22 protein-coding genes are annotated in these 25,492 nt (G+C 74.3%); 14 read left to right on the forward strand and 8 right to left on the reverse strand.

Features of this window, described 5'->3' with window-relative positions:
* Positions 1-118 precede the first annotated feature (118 nt).
* The 5 genes from FVA95_RS05875 to FVA95_RS05895 all read left to right on the forward strand — a co-directional run bounded on the left by FVA95_RS05875 (position 119) and on the right by FVA95_RS05895 (position 4,798).
* A complete protein-coding gene (locus tag FVA95_RS05875) occupies positions 119-910 on the forward strand; it encodes an SDR family oxidoreductase (protein WP_149663293.1) in 792 nt (263 codons plus the stop codon).
* Complete coding sequence (locus tag FVA95_RS32675; RefSeq protein ID WP_149663294.1) at positions 907-2,271, forward strand: lycopene cyclase family protein; 1,365 nt, start codon at positions 907-909, stop codon at positions 2,269-2,271. The genes FVA95_RS05875 and FVA95_RS32675 overlap by 4 nt, the downstream gene beginning before the upstream one ends.
* A gap of 109 nt (positions 2,272-2,380) precedes the next feature.
* Positions 2,381-2,830 (forward strand): universal stress protein, encoded by a 450-nt coding sequence (locus FVA95_RS05885; RefSeq protein WP_149663295.1) that lies wholly within the window; start codon positions 2,381-2,383, stop codon positions 2,828-2,830.
* A 4-nt stretch (positions 2,831-2,834) separates the two neighbouring features.
* Positions 2,835-3,875 carry an adenylate/guanylate cyclase domain-containing protein gene (locus tag FVA95_RS05890; protein ID WP_145981329.1) on the forward strand — a complete coding sequence of 347 codons (1,041 nt, stop codon included), beginning with the start codon at positions 2,835-2,837 and terminating at the stop codon, positions 3,873-3,875.
* Positions 3,876-3,946: 71 nt separating this feature from the next.
* A complete protein-coding gene (locus FVA95_RS05895) occupies positions 3,947-4,798 on the forward strand; it encodes an arylamine N-acetyltransferase (RefSeq protein ID WP_149663296.1) in 852 nt (283 codons plus the stop codon).
* A gap of 61 nt (positions 4,799-4,859) precedes the next feature.
* Here the strand turns inward: FVA95_RS05895 and FVA95_RS05900 are convergent, their stop codons facing one another.
* From FVA95_RS05900 to FVA95_RS05930, 7 genes are read right to left on the reverse strand one after another with little or no spacing between them, the layout of a single operon-like run.
* A complete protein-coding gene (locus FVA95_RS05900) occupies positions 4,860-5,273 on the reverse strand; it encodes a metal-sulfur cluster assembly factor (RefSeq protein ID WP_149663297.1) in 414 nt (137 codons plus the stop codon).
* Positions 5,270-5,746: a Fe-S cluster assembly sulfur transfer protein SufU gene (gene sufU, locus FVA95_RS05905; RefSeq protein WP_149663298.1), complete on the reverse strand. Its 477-nt coding sequence runs from the start codon at positions 5,744-5,746 to the stop codon at positions 5,270-5,272. The genes FVA95_RS05900 and sufU overlap by 4 nt, the downstream gene beginning before the upstream one ends.
* A gap of 1 nt (position 5,747) precedes the next feature.
* Complete coding sequence (locus tag FVA95_RS05910; RefSeq protein WP_149663299.1) at positions 5,748-7,058, reverse strand: cysteine desulfurase; 1,311 nt, start codon at positions 7,056-7,058, stop codon at positions 5,748-5,750.
* Between the two features lies 1 nt (position 7,059).
* Entirely contained in the window at positions 7,060-7,827 is a 768-nt protein-coding gene (sufC, locus tag FVA95_RS05915) for a Fe-S cluster assembly ATPase SufC (protein ID WP_149663300.1), read from the reverse strand.
* Positions 7,828-7,864: 37 nt separating this feature from the next.
* Positions 7,865-9,055: a Fe-S cluster assembly protein SufD gene (sufD, locus tag FVA95_RS05920; RefSeq protein WP_240051303.1), complete on the reverse strand. Its 1,191-nt coding sequence runs from the start codon at positions 9,053-9,055 to the stop codon at positions 7,865-7,867.
* Positions 9,052-10,488, reverse strand: a complete 1,437-nt coding sequence (gene sufB, locus FVA95_RS05925) for a Fe-S cluster assembly protein SufB (protein WP_149663301.1) — start codon at positions 10,486-10,488, stop codon at positions 9,052-9,054. The genes sufD and sufB overlap by 4 nt, the downstream gene beginning before the upstream one ends.
* Positions 10,485-11,297 (reverse strand): helix-turn-helix transcriptional regulator, encoded by an 813-nt coding sequence (locus FVA95_RS05930; protein WP_370460835.1) that lies wholly within the window; start codon positions 11,295-11,297, stop codon positions 10,485-10,487. The genes sufB and FVA95_RS05930 overlap by 4 nt, the downstream gene beginning before the upstream one ends.
* Positions 11,298-11,426: 129 nt before the next feature.
* On the opposite strand from FVA95_RS05930, the gene mptB reads away from it, so the two are divergent.
* From mptB to FVA95_RS05960, 6 genes are all read left to right on the forward strand, one after another.
* Positions 11,427-13,118: a polyprenol phosphomannose-dependent alpha 1,6 mannosyltransferase MptB gene (mptB, locus tag FVA95_RS05935; RefSeq protein WP_167306414.1), complete on the forward strand. Its 1,692-nt coding sequence runs from the start codon at positions 11,427-11,429 to the stop codon at positions 13,116-13,118.
* The gene (locus tag FVA95_RS05940) at positions 13,115-14,026 is read left to right on the forward strand and encodes an ABC transporter ATP-binding protein (protein ID WP_149663302.1); all 912 of its coding nucleotides are present in this window, start codon (positions 13,115-13,117) and stop codon (positions 14,024-14,026) included. Before mptB ends, FVA95_RS05940 begins: the two co-directional genes overlap by 4 nt.
* A 35-nt stretch (positions 14,027-14,061) precedes the next feature.
* Entirely contained in the window at positions 14,062-14,817 is a 756-nt protein-coding gene (locus FVA95_RS05945; protein WP_149663334.1) for an ABC transporter permease, read from the forward strand.
* A 15-nt stretch (positions 14,818-14,832) separates the two neighbouring features.
* Positions 14,833-15,816: a heme A synthase gene (locus FVA95_RS05950; RefSeq protein WP_370460836.1), complete on the forward strand. Its 984-nt coding sequence runs from the start codon at positions 14,833-14,835 to the stop codon at positions 15,814-15,816.
* 186 nt (positions 15,817-16,002) lie between these two features.
* Positions 16,003-16,974: a quinone oxidoreductase gene (locus FVA95_RS05955; RefSeq protein ID WP_149663303.1), complete on the forward strand. Its 972-nt coding sequence runs from the start codon at positions 16,003-16,005 to the stop codon at positions 16,972-16,974.
* Between the two features lie 53 nt (positions 16,975-17,027).
* A complete protein-coding gene (locus FVA95_RS05960; RefSeq protein WP_149663304.1) occupies positions 17,028-19,052 on the forward strand; it encodes a prolyl oligopeptidase family serine peptidase in 2,025 nt (674 codons plus the stop codon).
* A gap of 33 nt (positions 19,053-19,085) precedes the next feature.
* Here the strand turns inward: FVA95_RS05960 and FVA95_RS05965 are convergent, their stop codons facing one another.
* Positions 19,086-20,006 carry a heme o synthase gene (locus FVA95_RS05965; RefSeq protein WP_149663336.1) on the reverse strand — a complete coding sequence of 307 codons (921 nt, stop codon included), beginning with the start codon at positions 20,004-20,006 and terminating at the stop codon, positions 19,086-19,088.
* A gap of 508 nt (positions 20,007-20,514) precedes the next feature.
* Here FVA95_RS05965 and tkt point away from each other — a divergent pair.
* From tkt to FVA95_RS05980, 3 genes are read left to right on the forward strand one after another with little or no spacing between them, the layout of a single operon-like run.
* A complete protein-coding gene (gene tkt, locus FVA95_RS05970) occupies positions 20,515-22,635 on the forward strand; it encodes a transketolase (protein WP_149663305.1) in 2,121 nt (706 codons plus the stop codon).
* A gap of 11 nt (positions 22,636-22,646) precedes the next feature.
* A complete protein-coding gene (tal, locus tag FVA95_RS05975; protein ID WP_149663306.1) occupies positions 22,647-23,756 on the forward strand; it encodes a transaldolase in 1,110 nt (369 codons plus the stop codon).
* Positions 23,757-25,469 carry a hypothetical protein gene (locus FVA95_RS05980; protein WP_149663307.1) on the forward strand — a complete coding sequence of 571 codons (1,713 nt, stop codon included), beginning with the start codon at positions 23,757-23,759 and terminating at the stop codon, positions 25,467-25,469.
* The last annotated feature ends 23 nt before the right edge of the window (positions 25,470-25,492 follow it).

Genomic DNA, 25,492 nt, shown 5'->3' on the forward strand with positions numbered 1-25,492 from the left:
GACGCTGAGAGGACCGGATGCGGGCACACCTGTGCCCGGGAGCCGGTCTACTCGATCAGGATCACGCAGCCAGACTACCGGCCGGGTCCACGGTGTTTCCCACGTAGGGTCGTTCCCCATGACCGATCTCACCTCCCTGGCCGGTCGGGCGGCACTGGTCACCGGCGCCTCACGGGGCATCGGCCACGGCGTCGCGGCCGCGCTGCTGGCGCGCGGCGCGTCGGTGACGATCACCGGGCGACACGCCCCCGAGCTCGACGCGGCGGCGGCCGGTCTGGCGGCAGCCGCGGGTGTCGACGCCGGCCGGGTGCTGGCCGTCGCCGGCAACGTCGGGGACGCGGCGCACCGGGCCGCCGCGGCGGAGGCGACGGTGGCGGCGTTCGGCTCGCTGGACGTGCTGGTCAACAACGCCGGGATCAACCCCCAGCACGGGCCGCTGGTCGAGGCCGACCTCGACGCCGTCCACAAGATCCTCGACGTCAACGTCGTCGCCGCGCTCGGGTTCGTCCAGCAGGCGCACCGGGTCTGGATGGGCTCGCACGGCGGCGCGGTCGTCAACGTCGCCTCGGTCGCGGCGCTGCGCGCCACCGGCGTCATCGGCGCCTACGGCGCGTCGAAGGCCGCGCTGCTCACCCTGACCGAGGAGCTGGCAGGCCAGCTCGGCCCCGGCATCCGGGTCAACGCCGTCGCCCCCGCCGTGGTGCGGACGCGGTTCGCCGAGGCGCTCTACGCCCGGGACGAGGCGTCCGTCGTGGCGGGCTACCCGCTGGGGCGCATCGGCGAGCCGGCGGACGTCGCCGAGGCGGTCGCGTTCCTCGTCTCCGACGCCGCGTCCTGGGTCACCGGGGCCACCCTGCGGATCGACGGCGGCAGCCTGTCCGCCGGGCGGCACCGGCAGGATCCGCGGTGACCGGGACGGCCGGTGGGGCCGCGGCGCCGCAGCGGCCGGATGCCTCCGGGCCGACGGTCGCCGACGTGCTGGTGCTCGGCGGCGGGCCGGCCGGGCGGGCCCTCGCCGCGGCGTGCGCGGAGGCCGGACTGCGCACCGCGCTCGCCGACCCCGCCCCTGAGCGGGCGTGGACGGCGACCTACTGCGCGTGGCCCGAGGAGCTGCCGCCGCACCTGCCGGCCACGACGATCGCGACCCGGCCGGAGGCAGTGGCCGTGCTGCCCGGCGGCGGCACCCGCGCGCTGGGCCCGTACGCGGTGCTGGACACCGCCGGGCTGCGCGCCCACCTCGACGCCCGGCTCGCCGGGGTCACGGTGCTGCCCGGCCGGGCCGCCGCCGACGACGTCCGCCCCGACGGCCACCGGTACCGGGTGCGGCTGCACGTCCCGGGCGACCGGGGCGGGCGCATCGACGGCGAGAGCAGCGGCACCGACGACGACGGCACCAGCGGCGGCAGCAGCAGCGGCAAGGGCAGCAGCGACACAGCCCCGCGGAACGACGCGACGCGGGTCGTCGACGCGGCACTGGTCGTCGACGCGACGGGGGCGCCGTCGCGCCTGCGGCCCGGCCCGGCGGGCGGGACCGAGCAGACCGCCTGGGGGGTCGTCGTCGACGAGCGGGCGGCAGCACCGATGGTGCGGCCCGGCGAGGCCGTCTTCATGGACTGGCGCTCCCCCGGCCCGCACCGGCCCGGGTGGACGGACTGGCCGACGTTCCTCTACGCCGTCCCCTACGGCGACGGCACCGTCCTGCTGGAGGAGACGTCGCTGGCGCGACGGCCGGGGCTGCCGCTGCCCGAGCTGCGCGACCGGCTCACGGCCCGGCTCGCCGCGGCCGGCGTCACCGTGCCCGACGGCGCCCCCGTCGAGCGGGTGCGCTTCCCGGTCGACACCCCGCGCGGTCCGCGGCACCCCGTCGGGTTCGGGGCGGCGACCCCGCTGGTGCACCCGGCCACGGGGTTCAGCGTCGCCCCCGCGCTCGGGCTGGCCCCCCGACTGGCCGCGGAGCTGGCCCGGTACCTGCCGCACGATCCCGCTGCCGCGACGACGGCGGCCCGGCGCCTGCTCTGGCCCCGGTCGGCGCGTGCGGTGCACCGGCTGCGGCGGCACGGGCTGCGCACCGTGCTGGAGATGCCGCCGGACCTGGTGCCGGACTTCTTCGACGCGTTCTTCGCCGGACGCAGCGGACGCGCGTTCCTCACCGGCCGCGACGACCTGACCGGCACCCTGGCCGGAATGGCCGGCGTGTTCCGGGCCGCTCCGCCGGCCGTACGTACGCGCATGCTGCGATCAGCTGCCGCATTCCACCCGAACGGGCGATGACGGGAGGGAGTCGGGACAAGTTGATCGGATACAACGTAGTAACGTCGTCGCACGCGGTGACGCCGGCCGCATGCCCGGCGACGCGCGACCGTTCCCCCGGGAGGCCCCTGTGTCCGCATACCAGACCATCGTCGTCGGCACCGACGGCTCGGCGACGTCGTTCCTGGCCGTCGAGCGCGCCGCCGGGGTGGCCGCCGACAGCGGCGCGAAGCTGGTCATCGTGTCCGCCTACACCCCGGCCAGCCGCGAGGACACCTCGGCCGCGGAGGACGCGCTGAAGGACGAGGCCTTCCTCGTCACCGGCTGGACCCCCGCCGAGGAGGCGCTGCGCGAGGCCGCCGACCGGGCCGCCGCCGTCGGCGCGAAGGATGTCTCGACCTTCGCCGAGGACGGCGCCCCGGTGGACGTGCTCCGCAAGGCCGTCAAGGAGCACCACGCCGACCTCCTCGTGGTCGGAAACCGCGGTCTGAACACCTTCTCCGGGCGGCTGCTCGGCTCGGTGCCCGCCGACGCGACCCGCCGTGCCGGCGTGGACGTGCTCGTCGTGCACACCACGTGATCGCGTGAGGTCCGAGCCCGGGTCGTCCCGCCCCCTGCCCGATCCCGCCTCGATCGACTGGAGCGAGGTCGACGACGGGGCGCTGGACGAGCTCATCCTGGGTGTGCCCCGCGAGTTCACCCGCGACGAGCTGGTGGAGGCCGCGGGGCTCGACCCGGAGGAGTCGGGGCGACTCTGGCGGGCGCTGGGGTTCACCGACTCCGAGCCGGGTGACCGCGTCTACACCCGGGCCGACCTCGAGGCCGCCCGGATGGTCACCCGGCTGAGCCAGGAGTGGCTGCCCGAGACGGTCGCCCGCGAGGCCGTCGCCCGGGCGATCGCACAGTCGCTGTCCCGGCTCGCCGAGTGGCAGATCGGCATGCTCGCCCAGGTCGCCGCTGCGCACATCGGGGAGCTGACCCCGCGCGACGCGGCGCGGCTCGCCGCCGAGGTGATCCCCGACCTGGAGGCGCTGCAGTCCTACGTGTGGCGGCGCCACCTCGCGGCGACGGCGTCGCGCTGGGTCGCCGGGGTGCAGCGCCGCGACGTCGCCGACATCGTCGCCGACACCTGGCCGCTGTCGGTCGGGTTCGCCGACATGGTCGGGTTCACCCGCACCACCCGCCGTCGCAGCATGGACGAGCTCGGCGAGATGATCGAGCGTTTCGGGGCCGTGACCAACGAGGTCATCGCGAACGGCCGGGGCCGGGTGATCAAGACCGTCGGCGACGAGGTGCTCTTCGTGACCGAGCACCCCGCCGACGCGGCGGCCATCGCGCTCGGCCTGCGGGACCGGGTCCGGACCGAGCCGTCGCTGCCCCTGCTGCGGATCGGTCTCGCGCACGGCATGGTGCTCGCCCGCTACGGCGACGTCTACGGCGAGGTCGTCAACGTCGCGGCCCGGCTCACCTCCGAGGCGCGCCCGGACACGGTGCTCGTCGACAAGGAGATGTACGACGCGCTGCGCGACGACCCGCGCTTCGACCTGCGGCGGATCGCGACCCTGCACACGCGCGGCTACTCCCACCTGCGGGCCTGGGCGCTGCGCGGGGCCCGCGAACGCTGACCGTGTCGACCCGGTCGACCTGGTTGATTCAGTTGACCTAAACCCGGGTCGAGGTGACAGGCTCGATCACCATGACGAGCACGACGGGCAGCACGACGAGCACGGTGACCACCTCGGTCGCCGCGTACCTCGACCTCGTCGGGGTCGACCGGGCGACACCGGACCGGGCGCTGCTCGACCGGCTCGTGACCGCGCACGTCGCGACCATCCCGTTCGAGAACCTCGACCCGTTCACCGGGGTCGAACCGCCGACCACCGCCGACGGTGTCGCGGCCAAGCTGGTGCACGGGCGGCGCGGCGGCTGGTGCTTCGAGCACAACCGGCTGCTGCACGACGCCCTGGCCGACCTCGGCCTCCGGGTGACCCCGCTGGTCGGGCGGGTCCGGCTGGGCCTGGCCGCCGAGGACCCGCCGACCGAGCGCACCCACCGGCTGACCCTCGTCGACACCGTGGAGGGCCGCTTCACCGTCGACGCCGGGTTCGGCTCGACGGGGCCGACCACCGCCCTGCGGCTCGTCGCGGGGCTGGAGCAGCCGACCCCGCAGGCGACCTACCGCTACGCCCGCGTCGACCACGGCAGCTGGGTCCTGCAGCGGCGCGGCGGCGACGGTGGCTGGGCCGACCAGTACACCTTCGACCTGGCCCCCGCCCCGGACGTCGACTTCGCGATGGGCTCCTGGTACCTGACCCACCACCCGGGGTCGCACTTCCGGACCGGGCTCATCGCCGCGCGCACCACCCCGGACCGCCGGACCACCCTGGACGGGACCCGGCTCACCGTGCGCACCGCCGACCGCGCCACGCAGCGGCACGACCTCACCTCCCCCGCCCGGGTCCGGGACGCCCTGGAGACGCACTTCGGCATCGACACCGGCGGCGTCGCCGGGCTCGATGACCGGCTGCGGGAGGTCTACTTCCCGTGAGACGACGACGGGCCGGACCCCCGGATGTCGGGGGTCCGGCCCGTCGGGTCGGTACGGGTCCTCAGACCCGGAAGCCGAGGGCGCGCAGCTGCTCGCGGCCGTCCTCGGTGATCTTCTCCGGGCCCCACGGCGGCATCCAGACCCAGTTGATCCGGACGTCGTCGACGAGGCCGCCGTCGGGACCGGCGGTGAGCGCGGAGCGGGTCTGCTCCTCGATCACGTCGGTCAGCGGGCAGGCCGCCGAGGTCAGCGTCATGTCGAGGACCGCGGTGCCGCCGTCCCGGTCGATGCCGTAGACGAGGCCGAGGTCGACGACGTTGATGCCCAGCTCGGGGTCGACGACGTCCTTCATCGCCTCCTCCAGGGCCTCCAGGGTCGCGCCGTCACCGGCGTCGGCCCGGGCGGGCGGTTCGGGCATGCCCGCCGCCCCGCGCACCACGTCCTCGGAGGTGCTCTGTTCGGTGGTCTCGCTCATGCCGGACTCCCCTCGGAGTTCTCGATGCTGGCGTCGGTGCGGCTCACCGCGTCCTTGAATGCCATCCAGCCCAGGAGAGCACACTTGACCCGCGCCGGGTACTTGGCGACGCCCGCGAAGGCCACGCCGTCGCCGATGACGTCCTCGTCGGGCTCGACCTTGCCGCGTCCCTGGGCCATCTCCTGGAACGAGGCCATGATCTTCCATGCCTCGCCGACCGACTTCCCGGCGACCAGGTCGTGCAGCACCGACACCGAGGCCTGGCTGATCGAGCAGCCCAGCGTCTCGTAGGAGACGTCGGTGACCACGGCACCCTCTGGGCCGTCGTCGACCTTGACCCGCAGCGTGACCTCGTCCCCGCAGGTGGGGTTCACGTGGTGGGTCTCGGCGTCGTACGGCTCGCGCAGACCGGCACCGTGCGGGTCGCGGTAGTGGTCCAGGATGATCTCCTGGTACATCTGCTGCAGCTGCACGTCACACCGTCCCGAAGAACGTCTGGGCGGCGCGCACCCCGTCGGCCAGCGCGGTGACCTCGTCGAGCGTGTTGTACACCGCGAACGACGCGCGGGCGCTGGCCACGATGCCGAAACGCCGGTGCAGCGGCCACGCGCAGTGGTGACCCACGCGGATGGCGACGCCGGCGTCGTCGAGCACCTGGGACAGGTCGTGGGCGTGGATGCCGTCCACGACGAACGACACCGCTCCCCCGCGCTCGCCGGGCGTGGCCGGACCGACGATGCGCAGCCCGTCGATCGCCGACAGCTGCTCGAGGGCGGCCGCGGTCAGCGACGCCTCGTGCGCGGCGACGGCGTCCATCCCGATCGCCTCGAGGTAGTCGACCGCGGCGCCGAGACCGACGGCCTGCGACGTCATCGGCACCCCGGCCTCGAACCGCTGCGGGGGCGGGGCGTAGGTCGCGCCCTCCATCCGGACGGTCTCGATCATCGAGCCACCCGTGAGGAACGGCGGGAGCGCCTCCAGGAGCTCCCGGCGGCCGTAGAGGACGCCGACCCCGGACGGCCCGAGCATCTTGTGCCCGGAGAAGACCGCGAAGTCCACCCCGAGCCGGTGCAGGTCGACCGGCATGTGCGGCACCGACTGGCAGGCGTCGAGCACGGTGAGCGCACCGACCGCGGCGGCCCGCTCCACCAGCTGTGCGACCGGCGCGACGGCACCGGTCACGTTCGACTGGTGGGTGAAGGCCACGACCCGCGTCCGGTCGGTGAGCTCGAGCGAGTCGAGGTCGATCCGGCCGTCGTCGGTGACGGAGTACCAGCGCAGGGTCGCGCCGGTCCGCCGGCACAGCTCCTGCCACGGGATGAGGTTCGCGTGGTGCTCCAGCTCGGTCACCACGATCTCGTCACCGGGACCGAGCGCGAACCGCTCGGAGGCGGCGTCGAGCCCGGTCCGGACCGAGGCGTTGCCGAGGCCGTAGGCGACCAGGTTGACGCCCTCGGTCGCGTTCTTGACGAACACGACCTCGTCGTCGTTCGCACCGACGAACGCCGCGATGCGTGCCCGGGCGGACTCGTAGGCGTCGGTGGCCTCCTCGGCGAGCTGGTGCGCGCCCCGGTGGACGGCAGCGTTGTGCCGCTCCAGGAACGTGCGCTCGGCGTCGAGCACCTGGCGCGGCCGCTGGGAGGTCGCACCGGAGTCGAGGTAGACCAGCGGCTTCTCCTCGCGCACGGTGCGCGCGAGGATCGGGAAGTCCGCCCGGATCCGGGCCACGGCGTCGGCACCGAGAGCAGCGCCGGCCGTGGTCCCGGTTCCGTGGGTGAGGGTCATGTCAGACCGCCGCGGCAGCCTGGGTGAACCGGACGTAGCCGTTCTTCTCCAGCTCGTCGGCCAGCTCCGGGCCGCCGGACTCGACGACACGGCCACCGGCGAACACGTGCACGCGGTCCGGCTTGATGTGGTTCAGGATCCGCGTGTAGTGCGTGATCAGCAGGACGCCGGTCTCGCCGTCGGAGCGGTACCGGTTCACGCCCTCGGACACGACGCGCAGGGCGTCGACGTCGAGGCCGGAGTCGGTCTCGTCGAGCACGGCGAACTTCGGCTTCAGCAGCTCGAGCTGGAGCACCTCGTGGCGCTTCTTCTCACCGCCCGAGAAGCCCTCGTTGACCGAGCGGTCGGCGAACTCCGGGGAGATGTCGAGGCCGGCCATGGCGTCCTTGACCTCCTTGACCCAGGTCCGCAGCTTGGGCGCCTCGCCGCGGGTGGCGGTGGCCGCCGAGCGCAGGAAGTTCGCCATCGACACACCCGGGACCTCGACCGGGTACTGCATGGCCAGGAACAGCCCGGCCCGCGCCCGCTCGTCGACCGACATCTCCAGGACGTTCTCGCCGTCGAGGAGCACCTCGCCGCCGGTGACGGTGTACTTCGGGTGCCCGGCGATGGCGTAGGCCAGCGTGGACTTGCCGGAGCCGTTCGGCCCCATGATCGCGTGCGTCTCGCCCGCGCGGACGGTGAGGTTCACGCCGCGCAGGATCTCCTTGGGACCATCCTCGGCCGTCTCGACCGAGGCGTGCAGGTCCTTGATCTCCAGAGTGGACATCTGTGGTGGTCGCTCCGTATTCGGGAAGGGTGTGGGATCAGACGCCGGTCAGGGCGAGCTCGGCCTCGACGGCCGCTTCCAGTCGCTCCTTGAGCTCCGGCAGCGTGATCTTGTTGAGGACCTCGCCGAAGAACCCGCGGACGACGAGGCGGCGGGCCTGGTCCTCGGGAATGCCGCGGCTGCGCAGGTAGAACAGCTGCTCGTCGTCGAACCGGCCGGTGGCGCTGGCGTGGCCGGCGCTCACGATCTCGCCGGTCTCGATCTCCAGGTTGGGCACGGAGTCGGCGCGGCAGTGCTCGGTGAGCACCAGGTTCCGGTTGAACTCGAAGGTCTCGGTGTTCTCCGCGGCGGCCCGGATCAGCACGTCGCCGATCCACACCACGTGCGAGGAGTCCTTCGTGAGGCTCTGCAGCGCGTTCTTGTAGAGCACGTTGGACTTGCAGTTCGGCACCGCGTGGTCCACCAGCAGGCGCTGCTCCAGGTGCTGGCCGGCGTCGGTGAACCCGAGCCCGAGGAGCTCGGCGTCGCCGCCGGGGCCGGCGTAGCGCACGGTCGAGGAGACCCGGACCAGGTCGCCGCCCAGCTGGACCGTGGTGGCCCGCAGGGTGGCGTCGCGCCCGATCGAGTAGTGCTCGGCGCCCACGTGCACGGCGTCGTCGGCCCACTCCTCGGTCACGACCAGTGTGAGGTGCGAACCGTCACCCAGCACGACCTCGGTGTTGTCGGCCAGCACGCCCGACCCCCGGTGCACGACGACGACCGTCGCCTGCGTGTGAGGGGTGGTGCGGATGTGCAGGTGGCCGGCCGCCGTGACGCCCTCGCCGGGGCCGTCGACGGTGATGGTCACCGGGTCGAGCTTCTCCCCGTCCAGGGTCACCAGGGTGGCCTCGCCGAACCCGGACCAGGCCGCGGCGGCGACCCGGTCGAACGGGACACCGCCCTCGCCGATCCGGGCGTCGTCGCGGCCGACCTTCTCGACGGTCACCCCGGCGGTCTCGGTGACCGAGACCGCCGCGGTGCCCTCGAACGCGGCGCTGCCGTCGTGCAGGCCCTTGAGCCGGCGCAGCGGGGTGAACCGCCAGTTCTCCTCGCGGCCCCCGGGCACCTCGAACGCGGCCACGTCGAAGGACTGGAAGCGCTCGCCGGCGGAGGCGATCGGGACCTCGCCCTGCCCCTCCTTGGCGCCCTTCAGCTCGGGCGCGAGACCGGCAACCTCACTCGTCGTCATCCGACGGAACCCTCCATCTGCAGCTCGATCAGCCGGTTCAGCTCCAGCGCGTACTCCATCGGCAGCTCGCGCGCGATGGGCTCGACGAACCCGCGCACGACCATGGCCATGGCCTCGTCCTCGGTCAGACCGCGGCTCATCAGGTAGAAGAGCTGGTCGTCGGAGACCTTGGAGACGGTGGCCTCGTGCCCCATCGACACGTCGTCGTTGCGGATGTCGACGTAGGGGTAGGTGTCGGAGCGGGAGATCGTGTCGACCAGCAGCGCGTCGCACTTCACCGTGGACCGGGAGTTGCGTGCGCGCGGGTTGACCTGGATCAGGCCGCGGTAGGACGTACGGCCGCCGCCACGCGCCACCGACTTCGACACGATCGTCGAGGAGGTGTTGGGCGCGAGGTGGACCATCTTGGCGCCGGCGTCCTGGTGCTGGCCCTCGCCCGCGAACGCGATCGAGAGGACCTCGCCCTTGGCGTGCTCGCCCATCAACCACACGGCCGGGTACTTCATGGTCACCTTGGAGCCGAGGTTGCCGTCGACCCACTCCATGGTCGCGCCCTCCTCGGCCTTGGCGCGCTTGGTGACCAGGTTGTAGACGTTGTTCGACCAGTTCTGGATCGTGGTGTAGCGGCAGCGGCCGCCCTTCTTGACCACGATCTCGACGACGGCCGAGTGCAGCGAGTCGGTCTTGTAGATCGGCGCGGTGCAGCCCTCGACGTAGTGCACGTAGGCACCCTCGTCGACGATGATCAGCGTCCGCTCGAACTGGCCCATGTTCTCGGTGTTGATCCGGAAGTAGGCCTGCAGCGGGATGTCGACGTGCACACCCGGCGGGACGTAGATGAACGAGCCGCCGGACCAGACCGCGGAGTTCAGGGCGGAGAACTTGTTGTCACCGGACGGGATGACCGAGCCGAAGTACTCCCGGAACAGCTCCGGGTGCTCCTTCAGCGCGGTGTCGGTGTCCAGGAAGATGACGCCCTGCTGCTCGAGGTCCTCGCGGATCGAGTGGTAGACGACCTCGGACTCGTACTGCGCGGCGACACCGGAGACCAGGCGGGCCTTCTCGGCCTCCGGGATCCCCAGCTTGTCGTAGGTGTTCTTGATGTCCTCGGGCAGGTCCTCCCAGGTGGCGGCCTGCTTCTCCGAGGAGCGCACGAAGTACTTGATGTTGTCGAAGTCGATCCCGGACAGGTCGGAGCCCCAGCGCGGCATCGGCTTCTTGCCGAAGATGTCGAGCGCCTTCTGCCGGAACTCCAGCATCCACTCGGGCTCGCTCTTCAGGCGGGAGATGTCGGCGACGACCTCCGAGGACAGGCCACGCTTCGCGATGGAGCCCGCCTCGTCGGAGTCGGCCCAGCCGAAGTCGTACCGGCCGAGCGCCGCGATCGTCTCCTCCTGCGTGAGCTCGGTGCGCACATCAGGAGTGGTCGTCATAAGGACTGCCTCCCTTTCGGGGACCGTGGTGGTGGGAGCTGCGCGGTACCCGCGGCTCCCCTGTCCCGTACCCGCGCGAGGAGTTCGGGATCCTCGAGCGGCACGTGTGTGGTGCACGCGGCGTCGCCGCGGGCGATCGTGGCCAACCGCTGGACGTGCGTGCCCAGCAGATCGGCGAAGGCACGCGTCTCGGCCTCGCAGAGCTCCGGGAACTCGGTGGCCACGTGGGCGACCGGGCAGTGGTGCTGGCACAGCTGCACCCCGAACCCGCCGCGCCGGGTCTGTGCGGCGTAGCCGCGGGCGCTGAGCACACGGGCGAGCGCCTCGACCCGCTCCGCGGGATCCGCCGGAGCGGTCACCGCGTCGAGGTCGGACCCGAGCAGCTCGCGCACCCGGTGCCGGGCGAAGGCGTCGACCGCCTCCTCCCCCGCCGTCTCGGCGAGGAAGCGCAGAGCCTGGGTGGCCAGGTCGTCGTACCCGTGCCCGAACCGGACCCGGCCCGTGTCGGTGAGCAGGTACTCCCGGGCCGGACGACCCCGGCCCCGCGGCCGGGCGGACCGGGCCGGGGCCCGGGCCTCCGCCTCGCCGTCGACGATCAGCGCGTCGAGGTGCCGGCGCACGGCGGCCTCGGTGAGCTCCAGCTCGGCCGCCACGACGGCGGCCGTGACCGGACCCTGCTCCATGAGCACCCGCGCCACGAGGGCGCGGGTACCCGTCCCGGATCCGGCGGGCACCACGGCGTCGCCCGCGACGCCGTGCCCGCAGGCAGGGTCGTCGAGGCGCCGCGGCGCTGTCCGGTCCGTTTTCACAACACCAGTGTTGCGTATATCGGTCGGCACGGCAAAACAGGCCCCCCACCGCGGTGACCGGGCTCACTCCACCCGCAGGTGAGGGCCGGTACCGGCCCCCCCGCGGCGGCACCACTAGCCTCTTCTCCCATGGTGACGCCCGAGGTCGCCCCGTCCGGGCGCGACGACCCCCCGACGCGTGCGGCGCCGTCCGATCCCCCCGCCGCACCGCCGTCGACCGGCCACCGGGCCCGGCGCGGCCTGCGCGAGCAGGCCCGGATCGCGCGGATCCTCGGCCTGACCGGCGCGCTCCTGATGGGGATCAGCGCGCTGGGTTCCGGGGCGTTCCCGGTGCCGAACCCGCTGAACGGGCTGCGCGTGATCGGGCTGCCCGCGCGCAACGTCACCCTGGCCATCGCCATCACCTACGCGGGCCTGCTGATGGTGGTCACGGCCTGGCTGTGGATCGCCCGGATGCTCACCACCCGCGGGGCGCGGCACCCCGCGCCCGAGCGTCGCGAGCTCGGCCGCACCGCGATCCTGTGGGGGGTGCCGCTGGCCCTGGCGCCGCCGATGTTCTCGAAGGACATCTACAGCTACCTCGCCCAGAGCGCGACGCTCGCCCGCGGGATCGACCCGTACTCGATCGGCCCGGCGCAGGCGCTCGGCATCGACGACCCGCTGGTCCGCGGCATCCCCACGGTCTGGCGCGACACCCCGGCGCCCTACGGCCCGCTGTTCCTCGGCCTGGGCCGCGGGATCACCGCGCTGTCCGGGGACAACGTCGTCCTCGGGATCCTGGAGCACCGGCTGCTGGCGCTCGCCGGGGTCGCCCTGCTGGTGTGGGTGCTGCCGCGGCTCGCGTCGCGCTTCGACCTCGACGCCGGGCTGGTCCTGTGGCTCGGCGCGGCGAACCCGCTGGTGCTGTTCCACATGGTCAGCGGCATCCACAACGAGTCGATCATGCTGCCGCTGATGCTGCTCGGGCTCTGGGTGATGCTCGGCCGCGACGACACCGTGCAGCCCTGGTGGCGGATCACCGCCGGCGCCGCGCTGATCGTCGCCGCCGCCTCGGTGAAGCTCCCCGCGCTGCTCGCGCTGGGGTTCGTCGGCGTGTACCTGGTCCGCAGGCGCGGCGGCAGGCTCGTCGACTGGGCCGTCACGACCGCGTGGCTGTCCGCGATCGCCGCCGCGGTGCTGACCTTCTTCAGCCTCGCCACCGGGCTGGGCTTCAACTGGGTGCGCGGGCTGTCGGCGCCCAGCGCGCTCATCTCCCCCATGTCGATCAGCACCAATCTCGGCCTGCTCGCCGGGCAGGTCGGCAGGCTCGCCGGGCTCGGCGACCATCTCGACACCACGATGGGCCTGATGCGCAGCCTGTTCGTGCTGCCGATCGTGGTCATCGTGGTCGTGCTGCTGCTGGGCTGTCTGTGCGGCACGGTCGACCCGGTCACCGGCACCGGCCTCGGGCTCGGCGCGGTCGTGCTGCTCGGCCCGGTCGTGCACCCCTGGTACCTGTTCTGGGCCCTGCTGCCGCTGGTCGTCACCCGGGCCATGCCGTTCTACCGGCGAGGCCTGCTGCTGCTGTCGGTGGTGCTGGCCCTGGTCGTGCCGCCCACCGGCGCCGACTTCTTCTTCCGGGGCTTCCAGCTGCCGCTGGCGATCACCGCGGGCGCGGTCATGTACGCCCTCGCGCTGTACGTGGTCGCGCGGCTGATCCGCGCCCCCGACGACGCGGCCGCCGACGGCCCCGGCGGCCCCGACGACGCCGACGGCGCGGGCACCCCGGGCGACGCCCCCGCCGGGACCCGCGCGTCCTCGGACACGGAGCCCGCCCGGTGAGCGCCGCCCTGGAGATCCGCGGCCTCGTCGTGCGCTACGGCACCACGACCGCCGTCGACGGGATCGACCTCGACCTGGCCCGCGGCGAGGTCCTCGCGCTGCTCGGCCCGAACGGCGCCGGCAAGTCCTCGACCGTCGAGGTGAGCACCGGCTTCCGGGCGCCCTCGGCCGGGCGGGTGCGGGTACTCGGCCACGACCCGGCCGACGAGGCCGTCCGCCCCCGCGTGGGCGTCATGCCGCAGGGCGGCGGCGCCTACCCGGCCGTGCGGACCGGGGAGATGCTGCACCTGGTCGCCGACTGCGCCGCGCACCCGCTCGACGTGGACATGCTCCTCGACGTGCTCGGGCTGCGACCGCGGGCGGGCACGCCGTACAAGCGGCTCTCCGGCGGGGAGCAGCAGCGCCTGGCGCTGGCCTGCGCCGTCGTCGGGCGCCCGGAGCTGGTGTTCCTCGACGAGCCGACCGCCGGTCTCGACCCGCAGGCCCGCCACCTGGTGTGGGACCTGGTGCGGGCGCTGCGCCGCGACGGCGTCGGGGTGCTGCTGACCACCCACCTGATGGACGAGGCCGAACAGCTCGCCGACGACGTCGTGATCATCGACCACGGCCGGGTCGTGGCGCACGGCTCGCCGGCGCAGCTGACCGCGGGCGACCAGACCGAGCTGCGCTTCCGGGCCCGGCCGGGGATGGACGTCGACGGTCTCGACGCCCGGCTGCCCGCCGGCTACGCCAGCTGCGAGACGTCCGCCGGCCGCTACCGGGTCCGCGGCCGGATCGACCCGGCCGCGCTCGCCGCCATCACCTCGTGGTGTGCCGACCAGGGTGTGCTCGCCGACGACGTCCAGGTCGTGCGCCGCAGCCTGGAGGACGTCTTCCTCGACCTCACCGGACGGGAGCTGCGCTCGTGAGGACCCCGCCGACGGCACCGCCGTTCCCCGACGGCATGTTCACCCCCGCGCCCGGCCGCGGCCGTGCGCTGACGATGCTGCGGGCCCAGGGCGGCCTGGAGACCCGGCTCGCGCTGCGCAACGCCGAACAGGTGCTGCTGACCCTGCTCATCCCGGCGGCCCTGCTGGCCGGGCTCACGCTCGTCCCGGCGGTGCCCGCCCCGGAGCCGCGGGTGGCGTGGCTGTTCGCCGCCATGCTGGCGCTGGCCGTGATGAGCTCGGCGTTCACCAGCCAGGCCATCGCGCTCGGCTTCGACCGACGCTACGGCGCGCTGCGCAGGCTCGCCGCGACGGCGCTGCCCCGCTGGCTGCTGGTGTGCGGGCGGCTGGCCGCGGTCGCCGCCGTCGTCGTGATCCAGGTGGTGCTGCTCGGCGTGCTCGCCGCGCTGCTGGGCTGGTCCCCGGCCGGGGCCCGGCTCGACGGCGCCGCGCTGGCCGTGCTGCTCGGCGCGGCCGCGTTCGGGGCGCTGGGCATCCTGCTGGGCGGGACGCTGCGGGCGGAGATCGTGCTCGCCGTCGCCAACCTGGTGTGGTTCGCGCTGCTGCTGGCGGGCGGGATCGTGGTGCCGGTCGCGGACCTGCCGGGACCGCTGGCGGCGATCGCCCCGTGGCTCCCGTCCGGGGCGCTGGCCGAGGCGCTGCGGTCGGCGCTCGGCGCGGGCGAGTTCCCCTCGGCCGGGCCGCTGCTGGTGCTCACCGGGTGGGCCGTCGTCGCCGGGGTGGCGGCGTCGCGGCTGGTGCGCTGGACCTGAGCCGCATCTTCTACGATGTGTAGTGTGCTGTCGTCGCGCGTGCCCTCCACCCCGCCGGTGCTGATGCGCCGGCTCACGATCGCGAACCTCGTCGCCCAGATCGGGATCGGGGTGACCGGATCGGTCGTGCGGGTCACCGGCTCGGGGCTCGGCTGCTCGACCTGGCCGCAGTGCGAGCCGGGCAGCATGATCCCGGTCGACCACGCCGAGATCGCGCCGCTGCACATGTGGATCGAGTTCTCCAACCGGCTGCTCGGCATCCTGGTCGTGCTGTTCGCCGGCGCCGCGCTGCTCGGGGCCCTGTTCACCCGGCCCCGCAGGCGCCGCCTCACCGCGCTCGCACTGGCCATGCCGCTCGGCGTCGTCGCGCAGGCCGTCATCGGCGGCATCACGGTGCTCCTCGGGCTGGCCTGGTGGACGGTGATGCTGCACTTCCTCGCCTCGATGGTGCTGGTCTGGTTGTCGGTGCTGTTCGTCGGCGCGGCGACCGAGGCCGACGGCCCGGCGACCCGCACCGTGCCCGCCGCCGGGCGCGGCCTGGTGCTGTTCTCCACCGCGGTGCTCGCGGTGCTGCTCGTCGCCGGGACGCTGGTCACCGCGGCGGGTCCGCACGGCGGCGACCCGGAGACCCCGCGCCTGGACGTGCCGATCCCCGCGCTCGCGCAGCTGCACGTCGACACCCTGTTCCTCTACCTCGGGACCCTGGTCGGGCTCGGGTTCCTGCTGCGCGCGGTGTCCGCCCCGCAGGCTCTGCTGCGCCGCTTCCGGGTGCTCGTCGTGGTCGTCCTCGCCCAGGGCGCGCTCGGCGGGGTCCAGTACGCCCTCGGGGTCCCGGAGCTGCTGGTGTCGCTGCACGTGCTCGGCGCCGGGCTGACCGCCGCCGCGGCCGCCTGGGTGTGGGCCGGGACCGCGACCCGGCCATCCGCCGTCGACCCCCGCGCCACCCCGACCGGTGACCCGGCGGACACCGCCCCGGAGCCGGCCACCGCGTCGGCCTGAGCGGCGCGGGTCGGTCCGAACGACGTGCTGCGCGACCCGCTGCCGACCGACGGTCTCGTCGCGCGCACCTGGCTCGCGGCGCGCCGGACCATCGTCGCCGCGGTCGTGCTCGTCTCCCGGATGCTGCGCCGCGACGCGTGAGGGCATGATCGGCACGGCAGCAGCGGCGAGCGACGAGGAGGACACATGCGTGCGGTACGGGTGCGGGAGCCCGGCGGGTCCGAGGTGCTGGAGGTCGTCGACACCGACGCCCCGGTCCCGGGTCCGGGCGAGGTGCTGGTGGAGGTCGCCGCGGCCGGGGTGAACTTCATCGACACCTACCAGCGCGAGGGCATCTACCCGATGCCGACGCCCTACGTCGCGGGGCTGGAGGGCGCGGGCCGGGTCACCGCGCTGGGCCCGGACGTCGACGGCGTCGCGGTCGGGGACCGGATCGCCTGGGCCAACACCCTGGGCAGCTACGCCGAGCAGGTCGCCGTGCCGTGGGCGAAGGCCGTCCCGGTGCCCGAGGGCGTCGCCGACGACGTCGCGGTCGGTGCGGCGCTGCAGGGCATGACCGCGCACTTCCTGGTCACCGACTGCTTCCCGCTGCGCGGCGGGGAGACGATCCTGCTGCACGCCGCGGCCGGGGGCGTCGGGCTGCTGCTCACCCAGCTGGCCGTCGCGAAGGGCGCCCGGGTGATCGCCACGACGTCGACGCCGGAGAAGGCCGAGCTGGCCCGCGGGGCCGGTGCCGACGAGGTGATCGACTACACCGCGGTCGACGACCTGGCCGCCGCCGTCCGCGACCTCACCGGCGGCGAGGGCGTGCACGCGGCGTTCGACTCGGTCGGGCGCAGCACGTTCGACGCGAGCCTGGCCTCGGTGCGCCGTCGCGGCACGCTGGTGCTCTACGGCGCCGCGTCCGGCCCGGTCGAGCCGTTCGACCCGCAGCGGCTCAACGCGGCGGGGTCGCTGTACCTGACCCGCCCGAAGCTGTTCGACTACATCGCCACCACCGACGAGCTGCGCGCCCGCGCGGCGGCCGTGTACGGCGAGGTCGCCGCGGGCCGCCTCGACGTGCGTATCGGGCACCGCTACGGCCTGGCGGAGGCCCGCACCGCCCATGACGACCTGCAGGGCCGCCGCACCACCGGCAAGGTGCTGCTCGTCCCCTGACGAGGCGCCACGGGGGGTCGGTCCGCCGCGCGGTGTGCGGTAGAACCGACGGCGTGACCGACACCCCGTTCCACGACCTCGACGCCTACGTCGCGCTCCCCCGCCTCGGCGGGCTCACCCTGTCCCCCGACGGGCAGCGCCTGGTCACCGGCGTCGCCGAGCTCGACGCCGACGGCACCCGCTACCGGACCGCCCTGTGGGAGATCGACCCCGCGGGCGAGGCCCCGGCGCGGCGGCTGACCCGGGGTGCGGCCGGCGAGTCCGGGCCGGTCTTCACCCCCGACGGCGACCTGCTGTTCCGGTCGGCCCGCCCCGACCCCGACGCCACCGGGGAGGCCGAGCCGCCGACCTCGCTGTGGCGCCTCCCGGCGGCCGGGGGCGAGGCCGAGCCCGCCGGAGCGCGGCCCGGCGGGATCTCCGCGGTCGCCGTCGCCGCCGACGCGGGGACGGTCGTCGTGTCCTCCCCCACGCTGCCCGGTGCCACCACGACCGACGAGGACGAGCAGCGCCGCAGCGCGCGCACCGAGGGCAAGGTCACCGCGATCCTGCACACCGGGTACCCGGTGCGGCACTGGGACCACGACCTCGGCCCGGCCGAGGAACGGCTGCTCCTGTCCAGGCCCGGGGACACCGACCCCTGGCAGGACCTCACCCCGGCGCCGGGCCGCGCGCTGGACGAGACCGCGTTCGACGTCTCCCCCGACGGCGGCTCGGTGGTGACCGGCTGGAACCGCGCGCACGGCCACGGCACCTGGCGGCCGGGCCTGGTCGTGGTCGACACCGCGTCCGGGGAGCACCGCGACCTCACCGACGACGACGGCCACGAGTACGCCGCGCCCCGGATCAGCCCGGACGGGCGGACCGTCGTCGCGCTGCGCGAACGCGTCTCCACCCCGGAGGTCGCGCCGCGCACCGACCTGGTCCTGGTCCCGCTCGCCGGTGGCGCACCGCGCCCGGTGGCACCGGGCTGGGACCGGTGGCCCACCGCGGCGCGCTGGACCCGCGACGGGGCCGCGCTGGTGGTCACCGCCGACGAGAACGGCCGCGGCCCGCTGTTCCGGATCGACCTGGGCGCGACCGGGGAGGACGACACCGTCACCCGGCTGACCGGCGACCACGGCACCTACTCCGACCCGTGCCCGTCACCGGACGGGCGGTGGGTCCACGCACTGCGCCACGCCTACGACGCGCCCCCCGCGCCGGTCCGGATCCCCGCCGACGGCCACGACGCCGTCCCGGAGTACCTGCCCGCGCCCGCCGCGGCGCCCGCACTGCCCGGTTCGCTCACCGAGCTGGAGACCACCGCCGCCGACGGCACCCGGGTCCGTGCCTGGCTGGTCCTGCCCGAGGGCACCGACGCCGAGCACCCGGCCCCGCTGCTGCTGTGGATCCACGGCGGCCCGCTGGCCAGCTGGAACGCCTGGTCGTGGCGGTGGAACCCGTGGCTGATGGCCGCACGCGGCTGGGCCGTGCTGCTCCCCGACCCGGCCCTGTCGACCGGCTACGGCCAGGACTTCGTCCAGCGGGGCTGGGGCTCCTGGGGCGGCGCACCGTTCACCGACCTGATGGCCGCCACCGACGCCGCCATCGCCCGGCCCGACGTCGACGACACCCGCACCGCGGCGATGGGCGGCTCCTTCGGCGGCTACATGGCCAACTGGGTCGCCGGGCACACCGACCGGTTCGCCGCGATCGTCACCCACGCCAGCCTGTGGGCGCTCGACCAGTTCGGTCCGACGACCGACCACGCCGAGTACTGGCTGACCGAGATGATCCCGGCGATGGCGCACGCCAACAGCCCCCACCGGCACGCCGACGCGATCGTCACCCCGATGCTGGTGATCCACGGCAACCGCGACTACCGGGTGCCGATCGGCGAGGGGCTGCGGCTGTGGTGGGACCTGGTGTCCCGGCAGGCCGACCCGGAGACCAACCCGCACCGGTTCCTGTACTTCCCCGACGAGAACCACTGGGTGCTCGCCCCGAACCACGCGAAGGTCTGGTACCGCACGGTGTGGGCGTTCCTGGACCACCACGTGCTGGGCACGGAGTGGGAGACCCCGGACCTGCTGCGCTGACCGGTCACACCCCGGCGGGCTGCCGGTCCGGGCTCAGAACAGGACCGGCAGCCCCAGCGCGGCGTCCACGGCGATCGCCGCGAACAGCACGCACAGGTAGATGTTCGACAGGTGGAACAGCGGCATCGGGGAGATCTCGCCGCCCTCCTTCACCTGGTGGTGCAGCCGGTGCGCCCGGAACACGAAGTAGGCCCCGCCGAGCAGCGCCACCGCGAGGTACACCCACGACGTCACCGGCAGCAGGAGCAGGCTCCAGGCCACCATCACCCAGCTGTAGACGACGATGCGCACCGACACCGCGGGCGCGGGCGCGACGACCGGGAGCATCGGCACCCCGGCGGCGGCGTAGTCCTCGCGGTAGCGCATCGCCAGGGCCCAGAAGTGCGGCGGCGTCCAGAAGAAGATCACACCGAACATGACCAGCGCGGGCCACTCGACGGTGCCGGTCACCGCGGCCCAGCCGATCACCACCGGCATGCAGCCGGCGGCACCGCCCCACACGATGTTCTGCGAGGTCCGCCGCTTGAGCAGCATCGTGTAGACCAGCACGTAGAACGCGATCGCCGCCAGCGACAGCACCGCGGCGAGCCAGTTCGTGGTCAGGCCCAGCCACACCGAGCTCAGCGCGGCCAGGACCAGGCCGAACACCAGGGCGTTGCGGGTGGGGACCTGTCCCCGTGCCAGCGGACGGCGGGCGGTGCGCGCCATCTTCTGGTCGATGTCGGCGTCGACGACGCAGTTCAGCGCGTGCGCCGCGGCGGCCGCCATCGCGCCGCCGACCAGGGTGGCCGCGATCAGCAGCAGCGACGGCACGCCGCGCTGGGCCAGGAACATGGCGGGCACGGTGACGACGAGCAGCTGCTCGATGATCCGCGTCTTGGTGAGGCCCAGATAGGCCGCCACCGTGGCGCGGGCGCGGGCGAGGCGCCCGGTCGGTGCCGCCGGGACCACCACGGTCGTGGCGGGGGGCGTCGCCGCCGGCGCGGCGTCCGGTCCGGCCGGGACGTGCTCGGCCGGCACTCCGGCCTCGTCGGCCCGGCTCCGCCCTGACGCGGGTGCGCTCACCTGTTCGTACCTCGCTCGGTTCGACGTAGTGATCCCGTGCCGCGCCGCCCGAGGGGCCGCACCGGCTCGGTGCCGTGGACACCGGGTGGGTAGCCGCGGTGGCGACCTCCCTAGTTCTACAGCGCGTCGATGCTAACCGGTGGCATGCGTCGCGGGCCCGCCGGGTACACCGACCTCGGCGCCCCGGTCCGCTGAACGCCACGAGGCGCAAAGCCGCAGGCCGCGGGCGTGAGCAGTAGGGTGTTCCGGGTCGGGGCGGCGAGGATGCCGCCAGGTGGTCCGGGTCACCACACCCGCCGACGTCGCCGCCACCGCAGTGGCCGCGACCACCGGGCGGACATCCGGATCCACCACCGGCAGACCGACGATCGTCGACGCGAGTACAGGAGCCATCGCCTTGTCCGAGACCGCTACGTCCCCCCACGCCGGGGACAGCGCCGTCGCCGCGCTCACCCGCGCGCACGTCCCCGACGACTGGACCGACCTCGACCGCAGGGCCGTGGACACCATCCGTGTACTGGCCGCGGACGCGGTCCAGAAGTGCGGCAGCGGACACCCCGGCACCGCGATGAGCCTGGCCCCGCTGGCGTACACGCTGTTCCAGCGCGTCATGCGCCACGACCCGGCCGACCCGGACTGGATGGGCCGCGACCGGTTCGTGCTCTCCGCGGGCCACTCCAGCCTCACCCTCTACATCCAGCTCTACCTGGCCGGCTACGGCCTGGAGCGCGAGGACCTCGAGAGCCTCCGCACGTGGGGCTCGCTCACCCCGGGCCACCCGGAGTGGGGCCACACCCGCGGCGTCGAGATGACCACCGGCCCGCTGGGCCAGGGGCTGTCCTCTGCCGTCGGGATGGCGATCGCCGCCCGCCGCGAGCGCGGCCTGTTCGACCCGGACGCCCCCGAGGGGTCCTCGCCGTTCGACCACCAGATCTACGTGATCGCCTCCGACGGCGACATCGAGGAGGGCGTCACCTCGGAGGCGTCGTCGCTGGCCGGCCGCCAGGAGCTCGGCAACCTCACGGTGATCTACGACGCGAACGAGATCTCCATCGAGGACGACACCAACATCGCGTTCAACGAGGACACCGCGAAGCGGTACGAGGCCTACGGCTGGCACGTGCAGGTCGTCGAGGGCGGCGAGAACGTCACCGGCATCCTCGCCGCGCTCGAGGCGGCGAAGGCCGAGACCGGCCGTCCGTCGATCATCGTGCTCAAGACCGTGATCGGCTACCCGTCGCCGAACAAGATGAACACCGGTGCCGCGCACGGCTCGGCGCTCGGTGACGACGAGGTCCGCGAGGTCAAGAAGGTCCTCGGGTTCGACCCGGACCAGGACTTCGAGGTCGACGCCGACGTCCTCGCCCACACCCGGGCCGTCGGCGAGCGCTCCCGCGCCGCGCACGACACCTGGCAGGGCACCTTCGACGAGTGGGCGCAGCGCGAGCCGCAGCGCAAGCAGCTGCTGGACCGGCTGCTCGCGAAGAAGCTCCCCGAGGGCTGGGCGGACGCGCTGCCGCACTTCGACACCGACGAGAAGGGCCTGGCGACCCGCAAGGCCTCCGGCACCGTGCTCGGCGCGCTGGCCGAGGTGCTGCCGGAGCTGTGGGGCGGCTCGGCCGACCTCGCGGAGTCGAACAACACCACGATGAAGGGCGTCGACTCGTTCGGCCCGAAGTCGGCCTCGACCGGCATGTGGACGACCTCTCCGTACGGCCGCACGCTGCACTTCGGTGTCCGCGAGCACGCGATGGGCGCGGTCCTCAACGGCATCGCCCTGCACGGCCCGACCCGCGCCTACGGCGGCACCTTCCTGGTGTTCTCCGACTACATGCGCCCGGCGGTCCGCCTCGCCGCCCTGATGAAGACCAACCCGATCTACGTGTGGACGCACGACTCGATCGGTCTCGGCGAGGACGGCCCGACCCACCAGCCGATCGAGCACCTGGCCGCGCTGCGCGCGATCCCGGGCCTGTCGGTGGTCCGCCCCGGTGACGCCAACGAGACCGTCTACGCCTGGAAGGCGGCGCTGGAGCGCCCGTCGGACGGGCCGATCGGGTTCGCGCTGACCCGCCAGAACGTGCCGACCCTGCCGGGCACCTCCGCCGAGGGCGTCGCGCGCGGCGGCTACGTGCTGTCCGACGCCTCGACCGGCGTCCCGCAGGTCGTGATCGTCGCCACCGGCTCCGAGCTGCACCTCGCGGTCGAGGCGCGGAAGAAGCTGGAGGCCGACGGCGTCGGTACCCGTGTGGTGTCCATGCCGTGCGTCGAGTGGTTCGACGCCCAGGACGAGGCCTACCGCGAGTCGGTCCTGCCGTCCGCGGTGCGGGCCAGGGTCTCGGTCGAGGCCGGGATCGCGATGCCGTGGCGCGCCGTCGTGGGTGACGCCGGGCGCTCGGTGTCCATCGAGCACTTCGGTGCCAGCGCCGACGCCGCCACCCTGTTCGAGAAGTTCGGCTTCACCGCCGACACCGTCGCCGACGCCGCGCGGGAGACCCTCGCCGCGACGACGGCGTGAAGGGAGCGAACGTGAGCAACGACCGACTGGCCGCACTCTCCGCGGCCGGAGTCTCCATCTGGCTCGACGACCTGTCCCGCGAACGGCTGAGCTCGGGCAACCTGGCCGAGCTCATCGAGGACAAGCACGTCGTCGGGGTCACCACCAACCCGACGATCTTCGCGGGGGCGCTGTCCGACGGCGCCGCCTACGACGCGCAGGTCCGCGAGCTCGCCGCCCGCGGCGCCGACGTCGACACCGCGATCCGCGAGATCACCGTCGCCGACGTGCAGCAGGCCTGCGACGTGTTCTCCGGCGTCTTCGAGCGCACCGGCGGCGTCGACGGCCGGGGCTCCCTGGAGGTGGACCCGGGGCTGGCGCACGACACCGAGGGCACCGCCGCCCAGGCGAGCGAGCTGTCCAAGGCCGTCGACCGGCCGAACCTGCTGGTGAAGATCCCGGCGACCGAGGAGGGCCTGCCGGCCATCACCCGGGCGACCGCCGAGGGCATCAGCGTGAACGTGACGCTGATCTTCTCCGTCGAGCGCTACAAGCTCGTGATGGACGCCTACCTGACCGGCCTGGAGCAGGCCCTGGAGAACGGGCAGGACCTGTCCCGGATCCACTCGGTCGGCTCGTTCTTCGTGTCCCGTGTGGACTCCGAGATCGACAAGCGGCTCGAGGCGGTCGGCGGCGAGGAGGCGCTCGGTCTGCGCGGGAAGGCGGCCGTCGCGAACTCGCGGCTGGCCTACGCCGCCTACCGCGACGCGTTCTCCGGCGCCCGCTGGGACGCCCTCGCCGCGAAGGGTGCGCACGCCCAGCGCCCGCTGTGGGCCTCGACCGGGGTGAAGAACCCCGACTACCCGGACACGCTGTACGTGTCCGAGCTGGTCGTGGACAACACCGTCAACACGATGCCGGAGAAGACCCTGCTGGCCTTCGCCGACCACGGCGAGGTGAACGGGGACAAGGTCACCGACACCGCCGGGGCGTCCCAGCAGGTCTTCACCGACCTGGAGGGCCAGGGCATCGACCTCGACGACGTGTTCCTCACCCTGGAGAACGAGGGCGTCGAGAAGTTCGAGAAGTCCTGGACCGAGCTGCAGGACACCGTCCGCGGCCAGCTCGACGCCGCGAAGTAGTTGGACGAGGTCACTCCCGGTGGCGACGGGGCCGACCTCGGCTCCGCCGCCGCCGGCGGCCCGGCCGCACCCGCACCCTCCCCGGTGCGGGTGCGGCTCGCCGGTGAGCCGTTCGCCGGGGCGGCCCGGCGGATCGCCGCCGAGCTGACCGACGAGACCGTCGCCTCCCGGCTCGCCGACGGCGACCCCAGCGTGTGGGGGCCCCGCGCGGCGGGCGCCCCGCCCCGCACCGGCTGGGCCGGGCTCGCGACCCGCAGCCGGCCACTCGTCGGCCAGGTCGCCGCGCTGCGCGAGCGGTTCGCCGTCGCCGGTGCGCACCGGGTGCTGCTCGTCGGCACGCCCGACGCGGTCGCCGCGGCCCGGGTGGTCGCCGGGACCGCCCCGGACGCGACCCGGCTGACCGCGCTGGACTCCGCGGACCCCGTGCAGGTCGCGGAGGCGCTGTCCGGTGAGCTCGCCGAGACCGTCCTCGTCGTCGCCGACGCGGCGGGAACCGACCCGGTCGTCGCGGCAGTCACCCGGGTGGTCGCCGCCGCGATCGCCGAGGAGGTCGGTGCGCAGACGCTCGCCGCGCGCACCGTGCACCTGACAGAGCCCGGCTCGCCGCTGGACGTCCCCGCCGAACCCGGTCCGGTCGTGGTCACCCTCGACGCCGACGTGCCCGGCCGTTTCGGCGTGCTGGGACCGCTCGGGCTGGTCCCCGCGGGGCTCGCCGGAGCGGACGTGCCCGCGGTCCTGGGCGACGCCGTGGCCGCCGAGCGCGCACTGGCCGCCGACGACCCGGACAACCCGGCGCTGCTGCTGGCCGGCGCGCTCGTCGCGGGCCGCGGCTCGCTGCTCGCCCTGCGCGACGTCGAGCGCTCCCCCACCCTGACCGGCTGGCTGGCCCCGCTGCTCACCGCCGCCGGGCTCACCGTCGTGCCGGTGCCGCCCGACGAGCCGGTCGGCGCGGGCCCCGGCCCCCGCGAGCCCACCGCTCCCGCGGGCGTCGTGGACGTGCACGCCGACGGCACCGGGCCGCGGCCCGGGCCGGGCCACGGCGCGGTGCGGCTCGACGCCGGACCGGGGGCAGCGGTCGTGCTGTGGCAGGCCGCCGCGGCGCTGGCCGGGCGGGTGCTCGACACCGACCCGTTCGCGCCCGCCCCGCCCGCGCCCGCCGACGGCACCGACCCCGCGCCGTCGTTCGTCGACGGCGGGATCGCGGTGCACGCCGGGGACTGGCTGCCGGCCGGCACCCGCACCGTCGCCGGTGCGCTCGACGCGCTGGCGGCCGTCGCCGACGGGGCCCCGGCGGTCGTCTCGGCCTGGCTGGACCCGGAGTCCGACGCCTCGGTCGCGGTGCTGCGCGGGCCGCTGGTGGCCCGGCTCGGGCTGCCCGTCGCGTTCGGCTGGGCCCCCGCCTGCCGCAGCGGCGACACCGGCGCACCGGACCTCGCGGTGCACTGTCACCTGACCGGGGACGGCCCCGGCGGTGATCTTCCGGGCTCCGTCGGCGCGGGCGCCTCGCCGCCCGGCCCGGGACTGGATAGCCTGCACGCGGCACAGGCCCGGGCGGTCATCGACGACCAGCGACGCCGGGGACGTCCGGTGCTCCGGCTGCACCTGACCGACCGGCTCGCCGGGCTGGTCACCCTGGCCAGGGCCGTGACATCGACACAGACATCGACACAGACGTCGACGGAGCCCCCGACAGGGCCCTCGACAGAGCCGTGACCCGGTGTCCCGATCACGAGAAC

Source organism: Pseudonocardia sp. EV170527-09 (assembly GCF_008369905.1).
Classification (GTDB): Bacteria; Actinomycetota; Actinomycetes; order Mycobacteriales; family Pseudonocardiaceae; genus Pseudonocardia.

Excerpts from the sequence above, each read along its gene's own strand:
- FVA95_RS05875 (WP_149663293.1), top strand. The coding sequence starts at position 119 with ATGACCGATCTCACCTCCCTGGCCGGTCGGGCGGCACTGGTCACCGGC.
- FVA95_RS05895 (WP_149663296.1), top strand. The coding sequence starts at position 3,947 with ATGACGAGCACGACGGGCAGCACGACGAGCACGGTGACCACCTCGGTC.
- FVA95_RS05900 (WP_149663297.1), bottom strand. The coding sequence starts at position 5,273 with ATGAGCGAGACCACCGAACAGAGCACCTCCGAGGACGTGGTGCGCGGG.
- FVA95_RS05910 (WP_149663299.1), bottom strand. The coding sequence starts at position 7,058 with ATGACCCTCACCCACGGAACCGGGACCACGGCCGGCGCTGCTCTCGGT.
- sufC (WP_149663300.1), bottom strand. The coding sequence starts at position 7,827 with ATGTCCACTCTGGAGATCAAGGACCTGCACGCCTCGGTCGAGACGGCC.
- sufD (WP_240051303.1), bottom strand. The coding sequence starts at position 9,055 with ATGACGACGAGTGAGGTTGCCGGTCTCGCGCCCGAGCTGAAGGGCGCC.
- sufB (WP_149663301.1), bottom strand. The coding sequence starts at position 10,488 with ATGACGACCACTCCTGATGTGCGCACCGAGCTCACGCAGGAGGAGACG.
- mptB (WP_167306414.1), top strand. The coding sequence starts at position 11,427 with ATGGTGACGCCCGAGGTCGCCCCGTCCGGGCGCGACGACCCCCCGACG.
- FVA95_RS05945 (WP_149663334.1), top strand. The coding sequence starts at position 14,062 with ATGTTCACCCCCGCGCCCGGCCGCGGCCGTGCGCTGACGATGCTGCGG.
- FVA95_RS05950 (WP_370460836.1), top strand. The coding sequence starts at position 14,833 with ATGTGTAGTGTGCTGTCGTCGCGCGTGCCCTCCACCCCGCCGGTGCTG.
- FVA95_RS05955 (WP_149663303.1), top strand. The coding sequence starts at position 16,003 with ATGCGTGCGGTACGGGTGCGGGAGCCCGGCGGGTCCGAGGTGCTGGAG.